Below are 17,117 nucleotides of genomic sequence, written 5' to 3' on the forward strand. Positions count from 1 at the left end.
TTGAAGGCATCGCCCGTGATAATCGACAGACATGCCTGAAAAGTCCCCCGAGGCCGCGGACCGTTCGTTTCGGTTCGGGCGGCTGCGCCGCGCCGTCAGCCGTTCGCCGGTCGGGCGCGGATGGCGACGGGGCGCGCAGATGGAGCTGGGGTCGCGTTCGCTGGGCTTTTCGGCGCTGGGGTTGCTCACGCTGGTGCCTTTGCTGATCATCGTCTCCTCTGCCGATCCCGAGCACGGCCGGGGGTTCGCGCAGTGGCTGGGCGAAGGGCTGGGCGTGTCGACGGCCGCCAGGGAGCAGGTCGAGAGGTTGTTCGCTCGGCCCGGCCAGGCGCTGCGGAGCACGACCGTGTTCGGTATCGCCGCCCTCGCCCTGTTCGGCCTGGCTTTCGGGGCAGCGGTGCAGACCGGCTACGAGAAGGTCTGGGACCTGCCGCCGGCTCGCTGGTGGGCCAGGTGGCGGCACGTGGTCTGGCTCAGCGTCCTCACCGTCTTCCTCTTCGCCTCCGCCACCACCACACTACGGCCGGAACCGCTGGCAGGCGGGGCTGTCGCATCGCTGAGCGCTGTCCCGTTTCTCTGGTGGTCCCAGCACCTGCTGCTCGGCGGGCGCATCCGCTGGCGCGCCCTGCTGCCGGGTGCCGTGGCCACCGTGATCGGGCTGCTCGGTCTGAGGATCTTCTCCGCCCTCGTCTTCTCGCCGCTGATCGCATCCAACGCCGTCGCCTACGGACCCGTCGGAACCCTCCTGGTCGTCGAGTCCTGGCTGCTCGGCGTGGGAGTCGTGATCTTCGGTGGCGCGCTGGTCGGCCGATTGTTCTACGAGGAGATCCCCCGCGTGACACGCACATGGAAACGACGCAGGTGAGGAGGGGGGCATCAGACGCTCATCCCGCCCGGGGCAGACGATCCGACCTGAGCCGGGTCGAGGCCGTACGCCGTCCCGACACGGGGTGGGCGGACGATCAGTCGCACCCGGGCTCCTGACCGGTGTGTCCGGTCGACCGGCTGGACTCCAGCCACGAACGGGCGGGCTCGGCCGCGCGGGTGGTGTCCACGGTGAGTTCGAGACGGGTGCCGCCCTCGCCGTTCGCCGGATAACTGCGCTGTTCGGTGGCGGCGAAGCAACGACGGAGAACTTCCGCCACCCGCCGTGCGTCCTCGGGCGACGCGGCGACGACGTGAACCTCGGCATACCCGGCCGAGGGCGCTTCCTGGGACTCCATGGCGACCTCACTGCGCGGCTGGATGTGATCGGACCAGAGCGCCGATCACTCTAGTCGCACACATCACCCGCCTCGGACCTCGACGCCTCTCCTCGGGCCGGGTGGTCCGAGGAACACCGTGCGGGGAAGGTCCCGGAGGGCCGGGGGCGGGTGCTGCCGCCCGTTCGGGTGTTTCGGGGAGTACGGTAGGGAGCACCGAGAATCCTTGGGGCACCGGCATCCGTACCTGTGTCGTTTTCGGCGATCGAATACGCCGGGCCGGCTACGACCGGTCCGGGGCAGGGCCGGCGTCATGAATGTGACCATCTCCCGCCCGACGACATCCGAAGGTCGGCCGGCCCCCTCTCGTCCGCGCCTTGCTCTCGCACCGGCCGGCTCCGTGCCGGCACTGCTGGACGGCGCCTGGTGGCCGCGCTCGTCCGACCTCCACGCCGAACTGCCCGCACTGGCGGCCGTGCTCGATCCGCTGTGGGGGCGGATCACCCGGATCACGGTGAACCCCGCCCGGTGGCCGGTTGTACCGCGCAAGGTCACCGTCGCCGGGCACGTGGTGAAGGTGGGCTGGTTCCGGGCCGAGCAGGACCCGTACGAGCTGCTGCTGCTCTCGTACCGCGTGGGCCGCTGGAACCTGCTGGTCGTTCCTCCGGGGACGGATCCGGTTCGGGCCGCGTGGCTGATGGCCGCTGCGAGCGACCCGCGGCGCAGCGATTCCGCGAGCCGGCTGACGGCGGACGCCCCGCGGCCGGTGACCGAGGACGACCGGACCGCACAGGCGGCCTGGGAGTCCGAAGGCGGACGCGAAGCCTCGGACCCGGCTGCTCGCGCACCGGGCCGGACGGCCGCCGCTGTGCAGGCGGACCAGTCGGAGAGGCCGTGACGGCGGCAGCTGGTTCTGTCTGTCGCACGGCGTCTTCGAACGATTCTCGGAACGAGGAGCCATGTCCCCTCCACTGCCGGACGTCCCCCGCCGGGACCGCGGCCCGCGCGCTCTGATCGCCCTGTCCGGGGAGATCGACCTGACCACGATCCCGCTGGTGCGCAGCGTGCTGGTCGAGGGTCTCGGCGACCACACCCGCACCGTCGACATCGACCTCTCCGCAGTCACCTTCTGTGACGTCAGCGGGTTCAACCTCTTCCTGGAGATGGCGCAGCTCACCGGACGTTCGGGAGCACTTATGCGCCTGCACCGGCCTCCGCGGTCCCTGGTGCGTATCACCGAGATCACCGGCTCCGGTTTCCTGCTCCACTTCGTCCGCCCTGGCCCGAGACCGCCCCACGACGTTCCGGCCACCGCGGAGGGCTCTGTGGGCTGACCGCTCGATGGCGGGCAGGAGCCATGAGGTCGGGGGAGTGCTCCGTTGATGCCCCTGACCTGCGCAGGAGAGGGCTTCGGCGGACCGGTACTGCGCCCGCGACCGGCGTCGGCCGCGGGCGCCCGGGAGTTTCTAGGCGGGGAGGCGGTTGTGCCGGAGGGGCGCTCCCGCCCTATGGAGGCTGGTGAGTGCCTGTCGGTAGGAGGCGATCAGTCCGGTCTCCAGGTAGTCCACGCCCAGTTCCTCGCAGTAGCGCCGGACGAGGGGCCGTGCCTTGCGCAGGTTGGGGCTGGGCATGCTGGGGAAGAGGTGGTGTTCGATCTGGTGGTTCAGGCCGCCCAGGGCGATGTCGGTGAACCAGCCGCCGTTCACGTTGCGTGAGGTGAGTACTTGGCGGCGGAGGAAGTCCGGGCGGTCGTCGCCTTTCAGGATCGGCATGCCCTTGTGGTTGGGGGCGAAGAGGGAGCCGAGGTAGAGGCCGAACAAGCCCTGGTGGACGGCGAGGAAGGCGATGGCCATGCCGGGCGGCAGGACCCAGAACAGGGCGGTCAGGTACGCCGCGCAGTGCGCGGCCAACAGAACGCCGTCGAGGGCCCGGTGCTTGAGCGAGCGGTTGGCGACCGCCCTACCGCTCGACACGTGCAGGTTGAGGCCCTCCAGCGTGAGGAGGGGAAAGAACAGGAACGCCTGCCAGCGACCGATGAGACGGGGGAGTCCGGTGGCGGCGCGGGCCTGCTCCTGGGACCAGACCAGCAGGTCGGGGGCGACGTCGGGGTCGAGGTCCTCGTTGTTGGGGTTGGCGTGGTGACGGGTGTGCTTGTCCTGCCACCAGCCGTACCCCATCCCGATGCCCGCTCCGGCGATCCGTCCGGACACCTCACTGGCCCTGCGCCGGCGGAACACCTGACGGTGGGCCACGTCATGGGCGACCAGGGCCACCTGCCCGAAGACGACAGCCAGGAAGACTGCGACCGCCAACGTCCACCATGAGCGGCCGACGAGTGCGAAGGCGATCCATCCGGTGGCGTAGAGCCCGGCCACCGCGGTGATCCGGAGTGTGTAGTAGCCGGGGCGGCGTTCCAGCAGTCCGGCATCCGCGATTTTCCTCGACAGCCGGGCGAAGTCGCTGCCGGAACTCTCGGAACGCGGAGCGCGGACGGTGACACTCGTCATGATTGGGTAAACTCTCTGCTAGCTGCGCGGGCGGCTCCGGGCCGCCGCCCAGTGAGTTCTGGTGGCGGTCGCGGACGCTGACCGGAGAGGTGCCGCCAGCAGCGTCGGCCCATCGTGACGCTGCCCCTCGTACCGGCCGGGTTCCCAGCCGGGCGCGTCTTACTCGGTCGGGGGCGGTCTTTCCGCGAACATTCCCCGTGCATGCAGGTGAACGGAGCGTCGGCTGCCGGGTTCAGCTGCCCCCCTTCGGCATCGGATCGGAAGCCGCCGGCGCCGGAGGGGGTCTGCTCACTCCGGGCGATGTCGTCTTCGAACCCCGTGACGCTCGTTTGACGCTCTGGGCGCCTCAGCGTAGCGGCGATGAGCCGTGAAACCGCCTATGACCTGCCGTTTTTCGGGCCTTGTCCGGACCGACACCCTTCCGATGACGTCGCACGTGGAGTGCGTGGCGATCCTTGAGCCTGCTGAAAAGGGCCGATGACCTGCTAGTTTGCTGATTGTCCAGTTTCGGGTGGGTCGCGCCCACATGTTTCCATGGGCATACGACGTGAACGTGCGTCGCTTGTCGGGCAAACACTTCTGACCTGCGGTTTCGACCAGGGAACGGGGGGATCGCAGTGATGTCCTCCGGTTACCGCGGAGCCAGCGCAAGACAATCTCGACGCTCGTTTGACGCTCGTTCTGCCGGGGCGTCAGATGTGTATGAGGGCGACGGTCAGGGGCATTCGACTCATGTGTCAATGATCAGCGGTCCACTGCCGACGAGCCGCTGCTTCGCTCACAGGTCGAATAGTGCGTCGCCCGCGTCCGACTTCGCCTGCAGTGCCTTGGTTGCCTCTGTGGGCACGGGAAGGATGCCCGCTGTGGTCAGGTCCGTCACCGTGATCAGTGGGCCCGCGCACACCTCGTTCAAGAGGTCAGCCTGCGCTGGCTCCTCCCGTTTGAGCAGGCCGAGGACGTTCAGCAACTCCAGCAGTTCCGTGGTCCATGAGGGAAGCCAGCGCGTAGCCACCACGTGGTCCAGTTCGAGGCGTCGCTTGCCGGCGGGATTCCTCCGGCGGTAGCCGAACCACTTGTCGAGAACGTTCATCCCGGACACTTCGTATTCCCGGACCGTGCGAGGTACCGGACTGATCCGTCCACTGCCGACGCACAGGTCCTGCGTCACGGGGTCGTATGCCAGTTTCTCCGGCATGGCTTCCACATCGTCTGGGATCTCCGTGACGCATCGGGGGCGGTCGTGTGGTAGCAACACTCTGCCGTACGGCCTTCCGGCCGTCTCGTCGGCGTACCGCTCGCCGTAGGTGTGCAGCCACAGAACTCGGCGGCCGATGGCAACCGCCCGCTCCCACAGGCAAGGGGCGGCGGTGAGGGGTATCCGCGCGCCCGGGACTTCGAGGTCTTCCTGGATCGAGCTGTGTACTCCGGGTGGGACGCGATCGCGGCGATGTAGGCCAGCAGGTCTTCGGCGACGACCGGTATGCCGAGCCGCCCGGCGAGCAGGGGGAGCAGACCGGGCGTGACGTTGGGCAGCGTACCGGCAGCGTTGCGGTGGAGAGGACGGGCGCAACCGCTGCGGTTGTTGAAGTAGTGCATGTCGGGAATGAGGGCGCTGAAGACCAGTGCCGGACCGTTGGCCACCGGGTGGGCGTTCTGCTCTACGGTGTAGATCTGGCGGTCGCTGCGGACTCGCCAGAGGTCTGCCCTGCCTCGTTCCATCAATCGACTGTCCGGCAGTACATACTGCCGGTCGAACGACCGGAACCCGATGCGCACCGTTTGAGTGTTTGTCCTGTGCTCGGCGGCGAGTGGTATCCGCCCGTGGGATTCAACCCCGGGCAGGGGCGGGACATTGTCTCCAGGCGTTCGCTCGCCAGAGGGTCCGAGCATCTCGGTGCGCCGGTCGGTGTCCGCGGCGACAAACCGCCGCCACCGTTCATGGAGCGTGCCCTCGTCCGGTGCATAGACCCACATGCGCCCGGGGGTGACGCCACGCGACGACCACGGCATCAGGTCTCTCAGCTGCGGGCAGGACTCCCACAGGTCGCTGCCGGGTGGCAGGAAGGCGTCTGTCTCGCCTGTGGCGCACTCGCGCCATTCCGGGTCATCGAGCCTGAGGGTCGTCAGGCGTTCGACCTTCTCGCTGCGGCGCCCGCCGATCTTGAGGTGTCTTACTTCTGCGGCCCGCCGGTCTGTCCGCGGCCTGGGGCTGTCCCGCCATCGTACGAAGATCGCAATGCACAACTCCTGGGCGACCTCGGGGAAGATACGGGTCGCGCCATCTGCGCGGTGGCCCTCGGGGGACAGGTCGATGATCCAGCCCTCATCGGCGGTTTCACGCAGGTAACGCCGCATTCCGGCGAACGCCCGCCCCTTGAGCCATGCCTTCGGTGTGATCAGCGCGACCACACCGAATGGCGCGTCGTCGTGTGCGTCGAATACCTTCCACGTGGCCCAGCGCCAGAAGTAGACGTAAAGGTTGGCGATCTTCGACTCGTACCTACCGTTACCGGGTTGCCGGAAGGCCCTCAGCGGGGCGGGGATGTCCGCCTCGGGTTCCCCCCCCGTTCCACCCACTTGCCGGCGCCTCGACTTACAGCGTCGTGAGGGGGGTTGCCCATGACGACCATGACACGCTCGTCCCGCTTGACCTGGTTGGCCTGGCGGCGGGATTCGGCGAGCGCCCGGTAGGTATGAGGGATCCAGTTGAACTCGGCTGTCGGGCTGTCCAGAGCATCAGCCACCAGCAGTCTGAGACCTTGGGAGGGGGCCGCGGACCCGTACTGCTTGAGCATGGCGTGCATACGCAGTTCTGCGACGGCGAACGGACCGACCTGCATCTCGAAACCGACCAGCCGACGTCCCACCATTTCTCGCAGACGCGGTCCCACCGCGCCCGGACCCTCTTCTTCGGCGATGGTCTCGGCAGCGAGCTCTAGCGACGACAACAGGAAAGTGCCGGTACCCATGGCCGGATCGACAAGGACCACATCGGGAGAAGCGAAGCCGGACGGAATACGGAATCCCTCCCGTCTCAGGACGTCCTCGACCAGCCGTACCATGGCCGAGACGACACCACGCGGTGTGTAGTACGAGCCAGTGCGTATCCGCAGATCAGGGTCGTGAATATGGAGGAAGTGCTCGTAGAGCAGGAAATAGGCGTCGCCCGTTCCGTCGTCCAGCACGTCCCATCTGACCGCGCCGATGACACGGAGCAGTGTGTTGAGTGTGGTGGACAGCCCAGCGACCGAGTCTCCGGCGAGGGCGTCCAGTGCCTGGCCCATCAGCGAGTGCTTCTTGCCCAGCTTCGTGGCGATACTGTGCATGGTCTCGCCCTCGAAGGTGATCTCCTCCACCCGAGCCAGCAGAAGGGCGAACACGACGGCTTGACCGTACTGTTCGACGAACTCGGCGTCGGTAGCCTCCGGGAACAGCAAGTGCCGCCAGTCCTTGGCCAGTTTCGTGAAGGCCGGCAGACGGCGTCGGCTCTTTTCCTGCTCGATCGCCTCACCGACCTCTTCCGACAGAAGTTGGCATAGCCCGGCGACTGCTCGGATGAGCTGACTGGTGGTGCGGGGTGTCTGCGGCTCCCAGGTCAGGAAGTCGTACAACACCCGCGCAAGCGCCCCGTCGGCGGGCGTAAGCCGGGCGCCGGAGGTGAGGACCGAGCCGCGCAGGTAGGCCACTTCGCCAATCTGCTGGCCCTGCTGGTGGACGGAGAACTCGTTTCCGTCACAGAGCAGTACGTTGTTGAGCAGCCGCAGTTTCGCCCACTGTTCGGCGTTGCGGCCTGTGTAGACGGACGGGTCGGCCTGGCTGCCCGGCTTCTTGAGCTCGATGTAACCGACGAGAGCGCCGCCGACCTCAACCGCATAGTCAGGGCGGGCTCCCATGTCGACGAGTGGAACCTCGCCGATGAGGGTGACGTCCAGACCGAGGCCACGGCACACGGACCGGATCATGTTCTCCAGCGGCCCCCGAAGCTGGTCCTCCTGCCACCCGCTGCCTCTCAGCTTCGGCGTGACCTCCGCTCCAAACGCGGACACAGCGGATTGGACTGCCTGCTCGAAGCTGTCATGGATCCTGCGTCGGGCACTCATACCGCCCCATCCCCAAGGCGGGCAGATCCGGCCGACGTCAGGTCGGTGCGGCTATCTGCCGCACCTTGCTCCCGTCGGGGCCGGACTTCATTCCAGCCCTCCCTTTCCACGACCGTAGGAGGGGAGCGTGGGGCGCAACGAGGGTGCATGTGGGGGCGCGCGGAGGCGCGTAGGCATGCAAGATGCGCCATCGGAATGCCTGCGCGTTGCACTGCCGACATCGCCAAGGGCGGCAGACTCACCTCCAGATACATCAGTGCAGTGTGGGGCGGAGCCTTGGGGCGGCGTGTGGTGCTCCGGCTCTGTGCTGCGCAGGTTCTTACGCTCGGCGCCGGCCGGGTGCTGCGGCATTGGATGCGTCAGGCGGGGGCCGGTTCTGCTGCACGATCGGGATGCATCGCTCATGGAGCGCTCAGGCGCAATAGACATACATCATTGTGGTACATACGCTAGTCTTGGTACATGTCGATGAAGCGCACTAACGTCTACGCCGATCCGGAAGACCTCGCGATCATCAAAGAGGCTGCGAAGCGGCGCGGTATCAGCGAGGCCGAGATCATCCGCCAGGGCATCCATCTCGCGGCCATGGCCAACCGTGTATGGGACGAGCCTCTCTTCTCCCGCACCTTCCGGGGAGCGGGACGCACTCCCGGTAAGCCTGACGTGCGTGACGCTGTCGCCGACGCGGTGCGCCGCGAGACCGGGACCGGGACCGCTGCGTGATCGTCGTCATCGCGGACACCTCCGGGCTGCTTGCGGCGCTCGACTCCTGCCACCCCGAGCACCAGGCGTCGAACGAAGCCATCATGGTTGCAGGGCTCCTGGTGATGTCCCCGCTGCTGCTCGCAGAGATCGACCACGTCGCCACGCGCGAGCTCGGTCGTGAAGCGGCCCTCAGTGCGGTCGACGACATCCGCCACTGGGTGGGCCGCGGCCGTGTCGTTCTGCCCGAGATCACGGAGGATCACCTGGGTGTCGCCCAGTCGGTGCGCGCCCGCTATCGCGACTTGGACCTGGACCTCGCGGATGCGGTGAACGTGGCCCTTGCCGCTGAGTACGACACCGACGCGGTACTCACGCTCGACCGTCGCGATTTCCGGGCTGTGCGCCCGTTGGGCCGGCACAAGGCGTTCCGGGTGCTGCCCGACGACTTTCCGATCTGATGTCGGATCTGTCCGGCTGTGTCGTCAGATTCCGTTGGTCGTGACGCTCGCGTGACGCTCGCGGCGCGCGTGGACTCTCCGATGAGGCGGGAAAACCTATCTGACCTGCAGTTTCCCGGATGCGGTTCCGGCTGACGTCTTCTCGATGACGCATCATGTGGAGTGCGTGGCGATTCTCGAGCCCGATCAGAAGGGGAACTGAGCTGCGGTTCTCTTGGGTTCCCCAGGTGCGGCCAGTAGTGCGCGACCTGATACCCGAGGTGCACGGTGCGGAGACTCGTCCTGACGGCAGGTCGGTGAGGCTGCCGCCGGACCCGCCGGACGCACTGTGGGAGTCCGCGGGGCGGACACACGTACGCCCATCCGGGGGAAACCCGTCCCTGACGCACGAGACGAGCAGGCCGGCCACGCGGGCGTCGTTCCGGTCTGGCCCGCACGGCCCACAGGTCCTGTGGTCCGTGGGCGCCGGCGCGGTCAGCGGTCGGCTCACTACGCGCTGGATGTGTCGGCGTCCCGCCGGGCCGCGGGCAGCGGTTGCTCCTGGGAGCGTGCGACCGCGTTGGCGCCGCCCATGGCGCCGTACCGCCCGTTCCCGGGCAGGGGCGGTGCCAGTCATGCGGTCGTCCTGGTCGAGGGCTGCGGGTTGCCCGGCATCCTCCTCAGGCGCGGTCCAGTGACTCCCCGGTATCGGCACAGGCGCGTGCGTCGTGCCCGTCGAGCGCGGCGCCCACGGTGGGGAAGACGGGGAGGAGCGTGTCGAGGCCGAGGATGCGCCACACCTGCTGGTAGTGGTCGCTGAGGGCGGCGAGGCGCAGGGCGCCCGCATGGCTGTCGAGCGCGCTGGACAGCGCGACGATCACGCTGACACCCGAGGAGTCGAGGTACTGCACGTCGGAGGCGTCGAGTACGAGGGTGGCGCAGCCCTCTTCGATCAGCTCCTGGCACCGGGCGCCGATGTCGGAGGCGTTCTCGTGGTCGACCTCGCTCGGCAGCCGGACAACCGTCGTGTCCGCGTGCCGTACCCGCACCCTCAGCATGGAGAACCGACTCCCATTCCCATCGTTCCCGCCCGTGCTCCGGCGCCTGTCCGTGCTCCGGCGCCTGTCCGTTCGCCGCACTCGCGTCTACCCCGGGGCGACCCCGGCACGCGTGCCTTGGAGCGCCGCGTCCTCGGGCAGACCCGTGGCCGCCGCCGGCGGGCTCACCCGGGCAGCTCGGTGTGCAGGCGGATCGTGGTCCCGTCGTGCGGCGTGGACCGGATCTCGACGAGATCGCAGAGCTGGTGGACGAGCCACAGTCCGCGACCACCCACCTGCCTCGCGGTCGGCATCGCACGTCCGGTCAGTGGGTCCTCCAGGTAGCCGGCGTCGCGGAACTCGCAGACGAGCCGTCGCGCCTCGCTCCACGTGCGCAGCACGCCGTGTCCGCCGCCGTGACGAATGCTGTTGGTGGCCACCTCCGTCGCGGCCAGATGCAGCTCGCGCAGGCGCCGGCCGGTCAGGCCGTGCTGCTCGGCGCAGGCGGCGATCTTCTCCCGGAGGGCGGGCAGGTCGCCGCTGGTGTAGAGGAACTCGTCGTACGGATCGCAGGGGTCGGTGAGGGCCGCGAACTCGTACGGTGCTCGCGGGTCGTAGTCCTCGGACAGCACCGTCCGGCCGTTCCTGCGGATCTCGGGGTGGCAGCGTGCCATCTGGGTCAGGGCGGCGTCGTCACGTGCGACGTCGTAAGGGCACAGCAGCCACCAGGCCGGGCCCTGGGCGAAGGCCCTGTTGAGCAGCCACTCGTGGTAGCGCAGTTCCGAGGCCTCGGCCGCACTGCCGACCTGGTCCCAGGGGGATTCGCCGATCCCGCGGACGGGCCGCCCCTCCGAGACGCGCTCCTTGATCCATTCTTGCCAGGCGGCGATGAGCCGTCCCGGATGATGCGCCACCCGACTGGTGTCGACATAGCGCACGGTGTCCCCCTCACGGACCTGGGCACGCAGCAAGGACGCCTTCTCCTGCGGCACGGCCACGACGACGGCCTCGTCACCGTCGAGCGCCTCCTGGATGAAGTCCACGGCGCCCGCGACGAACTCGTCGCTGCCGGAGTACGGATACAGCTCGTGCCGGTACCCCGTGCTCCCGGCGGGAACGGATGAGGAGGATGTCACGGCGCCATCACCACCGGAACGTCGGGAACCGCGAAGCCCGAGAGCTTCCAGGCGAGCCGCACGGTCTCGTTGGTGCCTTCCAGGACCACTTTCCGATCCGGAAGGTGTCTGGCGGCATCGGCCAGCGCGCTCATCCCGGCGGCGTCGAAGAACTCCAGGGTCTGGCAGCGCAGACGCACCGTCGGCGTGTGGGCGAGGAGGGTGCACAGGATGGTGCGGAAAGTCACCGCGCCGTCACTGTCGACGGTCCCTGTCACCGTCCAGCCTTCCTGCTCGGTTCGGTACACCCGGAACGCGGGGGAGACCGGTCGGCTTCCCACATGATGGGGATGCACACACATGATCTGCTGCAGCACCGGCAGGTCCCAGTCGGCACTGCTGTAGGCGCAGACCACCATGGCTCCGGTGTCGGCGGCGAACTCCTCGAGGTCGAGCTCGCTGCGCAGCCACCCGCCGCTCCGGTCCGCGCCCGGGCCGGGCACGACATGGTGCAGCACACGAAGGGAGCGGAAGCCCTCCCGGTCCGCCACCGCCGCCTCCCGGCGGACCGCGGAGAGAAGAGAACCCTGCAACCGCGCAGGGTCGAGCACGAGCGGGGCGAACTCGCTTCGCGTCCGCGGGGCGGGTCCGACGATCACGACCTTGTCGCCGTGCAACGCACCGTCCGCGACGAAAGCCCGGCTGCGGTCGACGACGTCGTCGGTACGACCCAGCAGGTGGCAGACATGATCGCTGATGTCGACCGCGTCCAGGGTTGGCAGTACGCGCGGCGTTCTCACTACTCCTCCCTCGCTTCCTCCTCACTCTAATGCTCCCGCACCTACACCTCGCATACTCCCCGATCGCGTGAGGGCTGCGGTTCAGCGGTTCAGCAGTTCAACGGTTCTGGGGGACGAGGGGGCGGGTGGTGGCGGGTGTGTCCGTCTCGCACACGGTGCCGTCGGCGGGGAGGGTGCCGTGGACGAGGGCAGCGTCGACCGCGCTGCCGACACACGCGTTGGTGCCGTAGGAGCCGTGTCCGACTCCTTCACGTGTGAGCAGGACCGCGGAGTCCAGGGTGCGGGTCATGGTCTCGGCCCAGTGGTGCGGGGTGACGGGGTCCAGCCGGCCTGCGACCACCAGTGCGGTCGGCGTACCGGCGCCGGTGAGCGGCTCGGTGACGCGGTCCTTGTTCGGCGCCGGCCACCGAGCGCAGTTCAGGGCGGAGTAGGCGGCCCGGGGTCCGATCCGCTCGGCCTCGGTGACGGCCTTGGTGGCCGCGGCCTTGTGCGCGGCGATGCCGGCCGGGGTCTGCCAGTCGGCGCAGCGCACCGCGGTGTGGGTTTCGAACATCGCAGTGGGGACGGGGAAGGGGGAGACCGTGACACTGCTCCACATGGTGTGCAGGGGTGCGCCGTTGCCCTTCTGCGCGGCCAGCAGGGCCGAGGTCAGCAACGGCCAGGTGTTCTGGTCGCCGGCCAATGCCCGGGTGGCCTCGAGGGCCATGGCGCCGTCGAGTTCACCGCCCGGCGTGACCCCCTCGACGGGGGCTATCTTCAGCGGTTTCGCCTCCAGTGTGTCGATCAGTGTGTCGAACGCCGCCTGGGGGTCCCCCGTTCCGAACGGGCACACCGCGGTCCCTTCGGTGCGGCAGGTCTCGAACCAGGCGTCGAGCGTCCGTTCGCTTGCCACGGCGACCTCCTGCTGGAAGGGGAGGGGGTTGCCGAACCACTGGTTGGTGTCGACGGGTGCGTCGAGCACCATCTGGCGGACCCGGTCGGGGAACAGGGTGGCGTACATCGGTCCGACCACGGTGCCGTAGGACAGGCCGTAGTACGTGATCGTGTCCTCGCCGAGGGCGGAGCGCACCTGGTCGATGTCACGGGCCACGTTGTCGGTGGACAGGCCGGCCAGGAACTTCTTGCTCTGGTGCTTGGCGCAGCCGTCGGTGAACGCGACGGCGTCGGCCAGCAGTCGCGGCAGGGGCTTGCCCCCGGGGACGGCCGGGTCGAAGCCGGTGCCGGCGGCGTCGGCCCGCTGCTCGTCGGTCAGGCAGCGGACGGCCTGCGATCGGCCGACGCCGCGCGGGTCCATCGCGATGATGTCGAATCTGGCGAGCACTTCGGCTGAGAAGGCGCCGGGAGTACCGGTCGTCCTGGGCAGATCGCGCAGTGTCTCGGTGGCGGAGACTCCGGGTCCGCCCGGGTTGAAGACCAGGCTGCCGATGCGGCGGTCGGGATCCGTGGCCCGGTGCCGCATGACCGCGAGCGGGATCTGCCTGCCGTCGGGCTCGGTGTACTCCTGCGGCACCTCGAGCGTGGCGCATTCGAGCTGCTTCCCGCACGTGCTCCACGTGAGCGGGCCCGGTGAGGGAGCCGGGACCGATGCCCCCGCCGCGGACGTGCCGCGCGGCCCCGAGGCTCCGGACGAACACCCCGTCAGGACCACGAGGGCCGCGGCGAGCGTCACCCCGTACCGGGCGGTGAGCCGTGACCTCGACCGGATCATGATGATCTTCCCCTTCTCCGTACTCGTGTCGTTCGGCGCGAACGGACCGTGCCGGTCGCGCGGGAGGCCGGCCGGGGAGGGGCCCGGCGCCGGTTACTCACTAGTACAGCGTGTTAGTGAGACGCTAACACACTGTACTAGTACGGCGTGCTAGTACAGTGAGGGGCGCTGGGAGAAGCGAAGGAGAGCGGGGCATGGACACGCGCGAGAGGATCCTCAAGGCCGCTGCGGAGATGATTGCCGAGGACGTGACGGCGAAGCTGAGCGTGCGAGCGGTCGCCGCGCGTGCGGGAGTGAGCACCGGCTCGCTGAGGTTCCACTTCCCCACCCAGCGCGCCCTGCAGGACAGCTTGCTCGCGCGGATCTACGGACACCTCCTGCCCGGCGACCCGATCCAGGACCGTTCGCTGCCGCCCCGCGAACGGCTGCTGAACTGCCTGCGGCAGGTCCTCGCACTGACCGGCACCAACGAAGAGGCGCGAGCCGCATGGGGTGCGACGTACAGGGCCTTCATCGAACCCGAGCCGACCGAGCCGGTGCGCGCCGCGTACCTCCGCCTTGAGCGGGAGGCGGAGCGCCGGGTCGAACACTGGCTGGCCGTGCTCGTCGAGGAGGGCGCCCTGCCCCCGGGAGACCACACCCGCAACGTCAGGTTCCTTCTCACCGTCCTCAACGGACTCTCGTTCGAACGCGCCATGCCCACCCGCGAATCCGTCTTCGTCGCCGAGACCCAGACCCTCAACGCCGCCGTCGATCAGGTCTTTTCCACCGGCCCCGCACCACCCGACGGGCCGGCTCTGCCGTGAACCGCACCAGCCCCCTCTGCACCTTCTGCGGCCTCCGCGACGTGCGGTACGAGCAGTGGCCCGTCCGAACGTGAACCCGACCCCCTTCGGGGTGTCGCCGACGGAGTAGGCCGGCATCGACTTCTCGCCCTGGATGGCGGGGTGAGCGGTGCACGGTGGCTCAGGCCACGAGCAGGCGCAGGCCCAGCTCGGCCGTGTCGAGGGCGATGAGGTCCCGGTTGCGATCGGCCCATCGGCCCGAGGAAAGGTCGTCGCGGAGGCTGTCCACCGCCCGCTGCTCGGCCTGCGGCCCGGCCCCGACGAGCATGTGCGCCGCGCCTCCCGTCCGATCCGTCGTCACGGACGCTCCTCCCGGACAACGGGCGGGCCCAACTCCTGCCGAATTCGCGCCCTTTACCGTGATGCGGATCACGGGGAGGATGCTGAGTGCCGGACGGGGGCCCTTCCCGTACTCCCTCATGACGGCGGAGCCAGGGATGCGAGGATGAGCCGCCATGACCGCTGGGTGGTGTTTCCGCATGCTACGGGCCGCGGTGTTCGCGGCCGTCTGCGTGCTGCTCGCCGCCCTGGGGCACGTCCTGATGTCAGGCACCGCGGTGCCCTCGTGGGCTCTCGCGGTGGCGGTGGCGGTGACCGGCGGCGCGGCCTGGTGCCTGGCCGGCCGGGAGCGCGGACTCCTCGTCGTCTCCTCCGTCGTGGTGGCGGCCCAGACCGCACTGCATGTGTGGTTCTCGTACGCCCAGGAACTGTCGCGGCCGCCCGTCCGCCCGATGCCCCCGATGTCCATGCACGGCATGGCCGCTGGTGAGGGAGCCTCCTCCCTGGACCACATGGCGTCGACGGCTCACATGGGGCACGCCATGCACGCCATGCACTCCATGACCCACGGTGGCCGTTCCGGGGGGTCGACGGACGCCATGGGTGCCATGAGCTCCCTGGACGCCATGCCCGCGACCGGGCACGCCCTGGGCGGGATGTCCTCCACGGGCATGCTCGCCGCCCACGTGCTGGCCGCACTGCTGTGCGGCCTGTGGCTCGCGCACGGTGAACGCGCGGCGTTTCGCATCCTGCGGGCCTTCGCCGGGTGGCTGGCCGCGCCGTTGCGGCTGCCGCTCACCCTGCCCGCGCCGCCGCATCACCCGCGCCTCCGCGTCCGCCGCAGCCGCGCGGCCCGTACACCGCGCCGGCTGCTTCTCGTCTGCACGATCACTTCTCGGGGTCCGCCCGCGGGGACCGCTGTCCTCTGAGACAGCCGGCTTCCCGACCACCGCCCTGGGCGCCCCGCGCCCGGACGGCTCGGGCAACGGGTGCGGACCGCCGAGCGCGCGTACACCCGCCACTCCCCACCAACACCGGAGCTGCGGCGAGTCGTGCGCGGCCCGGTTCCGCATGCCGGGCTTCCGCACGTCGGATCGCTCCATGCCGGACCTCTTCCGGACACCCGAGAAGGACACATGGTGATCAGTCCTGCCGTGTCTGTCGCATTCGACGAGACACCACACGCTGCGAGAACGAGTGACGAGAAGACATACGCGGACGAGTCGACAACGGCCTGGGCGCTCGCTGCCCGCGGCGGTGATCCCGCGGCCGTCGAGCACTTCGTCCGGGCCCTGCACCGGGACGTCCGCACCTACGTCACCTACCTCGGTGCCGACCCCCAGGCCGCCGACGATCTGGCCCAGGACACCTTCCTGCGGGCCCTCGGCAGCCTGCACCGCTTCGAGGGCCGCTCGTCGGCGCGCACCTGGCTGCTGTCCATCGCCCGCCGTGCGGTGATCGACAGCTACCGGCACGCCTCGGCACGGCCTCGCCTGGCCGACACCGACGACTGGCAGACCGTCGCCGAGTTCGCCCAGCCCCGCGGCCGGCTCGGCTTCGAAGAGGGCATCGCCCTCGCCGAACTGCTGGAGGCGCTGCCCGACGAACGCCGCGAGGCGTTCGTCCTCACCCAGCTCGTCGGCCTGCCGTACGCGGAAGCCGCCGAGCTCGGCGACTGCCCGGTCGGCACCGTCCGTTCCCGGGTCGCCCGCGCCCGCTCCTCACTGATCAAGTCCCTGCGCGAGGCAGAGCGAGCCGACCCTGTGGGCGCCGCGGCCTGACGGCCCCCGGAATCACCCGGTGAGGGGTCCACGCGACACGGAAGCTCCGGACGAACAGGCTCCGGAGCTTCCGTGGGGGACGGGGAACCAGTCCTGTGGTGAGGCACGCGAGCCTGCCGGCACGGCTCTTACGGGGTCGGTGTCCCGCGGCGCTTGAACCACCCACCCCCACGAGCCCCGGTCGGCACGATGAGGCCTGCCCGGAGAGAAACCCGAGTAGGGGCGAATGCCTCACGCGCCGGAGCGGGCTCACAAGTCGAAACCTGCCCGGTCACCGGCGTCCGCTCATCCTCCGGACGGGGCGCCGTCAGCGTTGCGTCAAAGCCGTGGGCCTCGCCGTAAGGGAGGCGTCAACGACCGGCCTGATCCGGCCACCGCTGCGCTTTCCTCGAATCGTCCGTTCCGACCGAACCTCACTCCAGGAGTTCGCGATGGCCGATCTGGCCTTCGTCGTCACCACGATCGCGGTCTTCGCGCTGGTGGCCCTTGTCGCCAAGGGGGTGACGAAGCTGTGACCGCCGAGAACATCGTCGGCCTCGTCGTGGCCGTCTCCCTGCTGTGCTATCTCATCCTCGCCCTGATCTTCCCGGAGAGGTTCTGA

At 69.2% G+C, this 17,117-nt stretch carries 18 protein-coding genes and 2 pseudogenes; 10 read left to right on the forward strand and 10 right to left on the reverse strand.

Translation table 11 applies throughout. The annotated features are described in order from the left end of the window. Positions 1-31: 31 nt before the first annotated feature. Positions 32-865, forward strand: a complete 834-nt coding sequence (locus MTR79_RS08480; protein ID WP_125503738.1) for a YhjD/YihY/BrkB family envelope integrity protein — start codon at positions 32-34, stop codon at positions 863-865. Between the two features lie 97 nt (positions 866-962). Here MTR79_RS08480 and MTR79_RS08485 read toward each other — a convergent pair whose 3' ends face one another. Next, positions 963-1,223, reverse strand: a complete 261-nt coding sequence (locus MTR79_RS08485; RefSeq protein WP_024885574.1) for a hypothetical protein — start codon at positions 1,221-1,223, stop codon at positions 963-965. A gap of 292 nt (positions 1,224-1,515) precedes the next feature. Here MTR79_RS08485 and MTR79_RS08490 point away from each other — a divergent pair, with 292 nt between their 5' ends. Continuing rightward, positions 1,516-2,100 carry a DUF5994 family protein gene (locus MTR79_RS08490; protein ID WP_244789655.1) on the forward strand — a complete coding sequence of 195 codons (585 nt, stop codon included), beginning with the start codon at positions 1,516-1,518 and terminating at the stop codon, positions 2,098-2,100. Positions 2,101-2,161: 61 nt separating this feature from the next. Beyond that, complete coding sequence (locus tag MTR79_RS08495) at positions 2,162-2,536, forward strand: STAS domain-containing protein (RefSeq protein WP_125503735.1); 375 nt, start codon at positions 2,162-2,164, stop codon at positions 2,534-2,536. 132 nt (positions 2,537-2,668) lie between these two features. On the opposite strand, the gene MTR79_RS08500 is transcribed toward MTR79_RS08495, so the two are convergent. The 4 genes and pseudogenes from MTR79_RS08500 to MTR79_RS08510 all read right to left on the reverse strand — a co-directional run bounded on the left by MTR79_RS08500 (position 2,669) and on the right by MTR79_RS08510 (position 7,809). Continuing rightward, on the reverse strand, positions 2,669-3,709 hold the full coding sequence (locus tag MTR79_RS08500; RefSeq protein WP_244789656.1) for an acyl-CoA desaturase: 1,041 nt from the start codon (positions 3,707-3,709) through the stop codon (positions 2,669-2,671). Positions 3,710-4,487: 778 nt separating this feature from the next. Then, complete coding sequence (locus MTR79_RS33565; RefSeq protein ID WP_280518387.1) at positions 4,488-5,120, reverse strand: type ISP restriction/modification enzyme; 633 nt, start codon at positions 5,118-5,120, stop codon at positions 4,488-4,490. 11 nt (positions 5,121-5,131) lie between these two features. Continuing rightward, positions 5,132-6,064: pseudogene (locus MTR79_RS33685) on the reverse strand (type ISP restriction/modification enzyme); the annotation flags it as partial. A gap of 173 nt (positions 6,065-6,237) precedes the next feature. Beyond that, on the reverse strand, positions 6,238-7,809 hold the full coding sequence (locus MTR79_RS08510; RefSeq protein ID WP_244789657.1) for an N-6 DNA methylase: 1,572 nt from the start codon (positions 7,807-7,809) through the stop codon (positions 6,238-6,240). 462 nt (positions 7,810-8,271) lie between these two features. Between MTR79_RS08510 and MTR79_RS08515 the strand changes: the two genes are divergently transcribed. Further along, complete coding sequence (locus tag MTR79_RS08515) at positions 8,272-8,532, forward strand: CopG family transcriptional regulator (RefSeq protein ID WP_109296451.1); 261 nt, start codon at positions 8,272-8,274, stop codon at positions 8,530-8,532. Further along, positions 8,529-8,972, forward strand: coding sequence for a PIN domain-containing protein (locus tag MTR79_RS08520; protein WP_244789658.1), 444 nt, complete (start codon positions 8,529-8,531; stop codon positions 8,970-8,972). Before MTR79_RS08515 ends, MTR79_RS08520 begins: the two co-directional genes overlap by 4 nt. A 659-nt stretch (positions 8,973-9,631) precedes the next feature. Here the strand turns inward: MTR79_RS08520 and MTR79_RS08525 are convergent. The 4 genes from MTR79_RS08525 to MTR79_RS08540 all read right to left on the reverse strand — a co-directional run bounded on the left by MTR79_RS08525 (position 9,632) and on the right by MTR79_RS08540 (position 13,611). Next, positions 9,632-10,009 carry an STAS domain-containing protein gene (locus tag MTR79_RS08525; protein ID WP_244789659.1) on the reverse strand — a complete coding sequence of 126 codons (378 nt, stop codon included), beginning with the start codon at positions 10,007-10,009 and terminating at the stop codon, positions 9,632-9,634. A 164-nt stretch (positions 10,010-10,173) separates the two neighbouring features. After that, positions 10,174-11,124 carry a sensor histidine kinase gene (locus MTR79_RS08530; protein ID WP_086702574.1) on the reverse strand — a complete coding sequence of 317 codons (951 nt, stop codon included), beginning with the start codon at positions 11,122-11,124 and terminating at the stop codon, positions 10,174-10,176. Further along, positions 11,121-11,903: an MEDS domain-containing protein gene (locus MTR79_RS08535; RefSeq protein WP_086702573.1), complete on the reverse strand. Its 783-nt coding sequence runs from the start codon at positions 11,901-11,903 to the stop codon at positions 11,121-11,123. Before MTR79_RS08535 ends, MTR79_RS08530 begins: the two co-directional genes overlap by 4 nt. Positions 11,904-12,000: 97 nt before the next feature. Then, a complete protein-coding gene (locus tag MTR79_RS08540; protein WP_244789660.1) occupies positions 12,001-13,611 on the reverse strand; it encodes an alpha/beta hydrolase in 1,611 nt (536 codons plus the stop codon). Positions 13,612-13,805: 194 nt separating this feature from the next. On the opposite strand from MTR79_RS08540, the gene MTR79_RS08545 reads away from it, so the two are divergent. Continuing rightward, a complete protein-coding gene (locus MTR79_RS08545; RefSeq protein WP_244789661.1) occupies positions 13,806-14,417 on the forward strand; it encodes a TetR/AcrR family transcriptional regulator in 612 nt (203 codons plus the stop codon). Positions 14,418-14,577: 160 nt separating this feature from the next. Here the strand turns inward: MTR79_RS08545 and MTR79_RS08550 are convergent. Further along, a pseudogene (locus MTR79_RS08550) lies at positions 14,578-14,709 on the reverse strand (MerR family transcriptional regulator); the annotation flags it as partial. Between the two features lie 202 nt (positions 14,710-14,911). Between MTR79_RS08550 and MTR79_RS08555 the strand changes: the two are divergent. From MTR79_RS08555 to kdpF, 4 genes are all read left to right on the forward strand, one after another. Continuing rightward, positions 14,912-15,664, forward strand: coding sequence for a hypothetical protein (locus MTR79_RS08555; RefSeq protein ID WP_244789662.1), 753 nt, complete (start codon positions 14,912-14,914; stop codon positions 15,662-15,664). A gap of 210 nt (positions 15,665-15,874) precedes the next feature. Then, positions 15,875-16,516, forward strand: a complete 642-nt coding sequence (locus MTR79_RS08560) for a sigma-70 family RNA polymerase sigma factor (RefSeq protein ID WP_086702600.1) — start codon at positions 15,875-15,877, stop codon at positions 16,514-16,516. A 326-nt stretch (positions 16,517-16,842) separates the two neighbouring features. Continuing rightward, positions 16,843-17,031: a hypothetical protein gene (locus tag MTR79_RS08565; protein WP_143637144.1), complete on the forward strand. Its 189-nt coding sequence runs from the start codon at positions 16,843-16,845 to the stop codon at positions 17,029-17,031. Beyond that, positions 17,028-17,117 carry a K(+)-transporting ATPase subunit F gene (gene kdpF / locus MTR79_RS08570; protein ID WP_048456165.1) on the forward strand — a complete coding sequence of 30 codons (90 nt, stop codon included), beginning with the start codon at positions 17,028-17,030 and terminating at the stop codon, positions 17,115-17,117. The genes MTR79_RS08565 and kdpF overlap by 4 nt, the downstream gene beginning before the upstream one ends.

The sequence above is a fragment of the Streptomyces sp. BJ20 genome (assembly GCF_022869105.1).
GTDB lineage: Bacteria > Actinomycetota > Actinomycetes > Streptomycetales > Streptomycetaceae > Streptomyces > Streptomyces griseoincarnatus.

Bases quoted from the DNA above. Each gene is read 5' to 3' on its own strand.
- MTR79_RS08480 (WP_125503738.1), top strand. From the start codon at position 32: ATGCCTGAAAAGTCCCCCGAGGCCGCGGACCGTTCGTTTCGGTTCGGG.
- MTR79_RS08485 (WP_024885574.1), bottom strand. From the start codon at position 1,223: ATGGAGTCCCAGGAAGCGCCCTCGGCCGGGTATGCCGAGGTTCACGTC.
- MTR79_RS08490 (WP_244789655.1), top strand. From the start codon at position 1,516: ATGAATGTGACCATCTCCCGCCCGACGACATCCGAAGGTCGGCCGGCC.
- MTR79_RS08495 (WP_125503735.1), top strand. From the start codon at position 2,162: ATGTCCCCTCCACTGCCGGACGTCCCCCGCCGGGACCGCGGCCCGCGC.
- MTR79_RS08500 (WP_244789656.1), bottom strand. From the start codon at position 3,709: ATGACGAGTGTCACCGTCCGCGCTCCGCGTTCCGAGAGTTCCGGCAGC.
- MTR79_RS08510 (WP_244789657.1), bottom strand. From the start codon at position 7,809: ATGAGTGCCCGACGCAGGATCCATGACAGCTTCGAGCAGGCAGTCCAA.
- MTR79_RS08515 (WP_109296451.1), top strand. From the start codon at position 8,272: ATGTCGATGAAGCGCACTAACGTCTACGCCGATCCGGAAGACCTCGCG.
- MTR79_RS08525 (WP_244789659.1), bottom strand. From the start codon at position 10,009: ATGCTGAGGGTGCGGGTACGGCACGCGGACACGACGGTTGTCCGGCTG.
- MTR79_RS08540 (WP_244789660.1), bottom strand. From the start codon at position 13,611: ATGATCCGGTCGAGGTCACGGCTCACCGCCCGGTACGGGGTGACGCTC.
- MTR79_RS08545 (WP_244789661.1), top strand. From the start codon at position 13,806: ATGGACACGCGCGAGAGGATCCTCAAGGCCGCTGCGGAGATGATTGCC.
- MTR79_RS08555 (WP_244789662.1), top strand. From the start codon at position 14,912: ATGACCGCTGGGTGGTGTTTCCGCATGCTACGGGCCGCGGTGTTCGCG.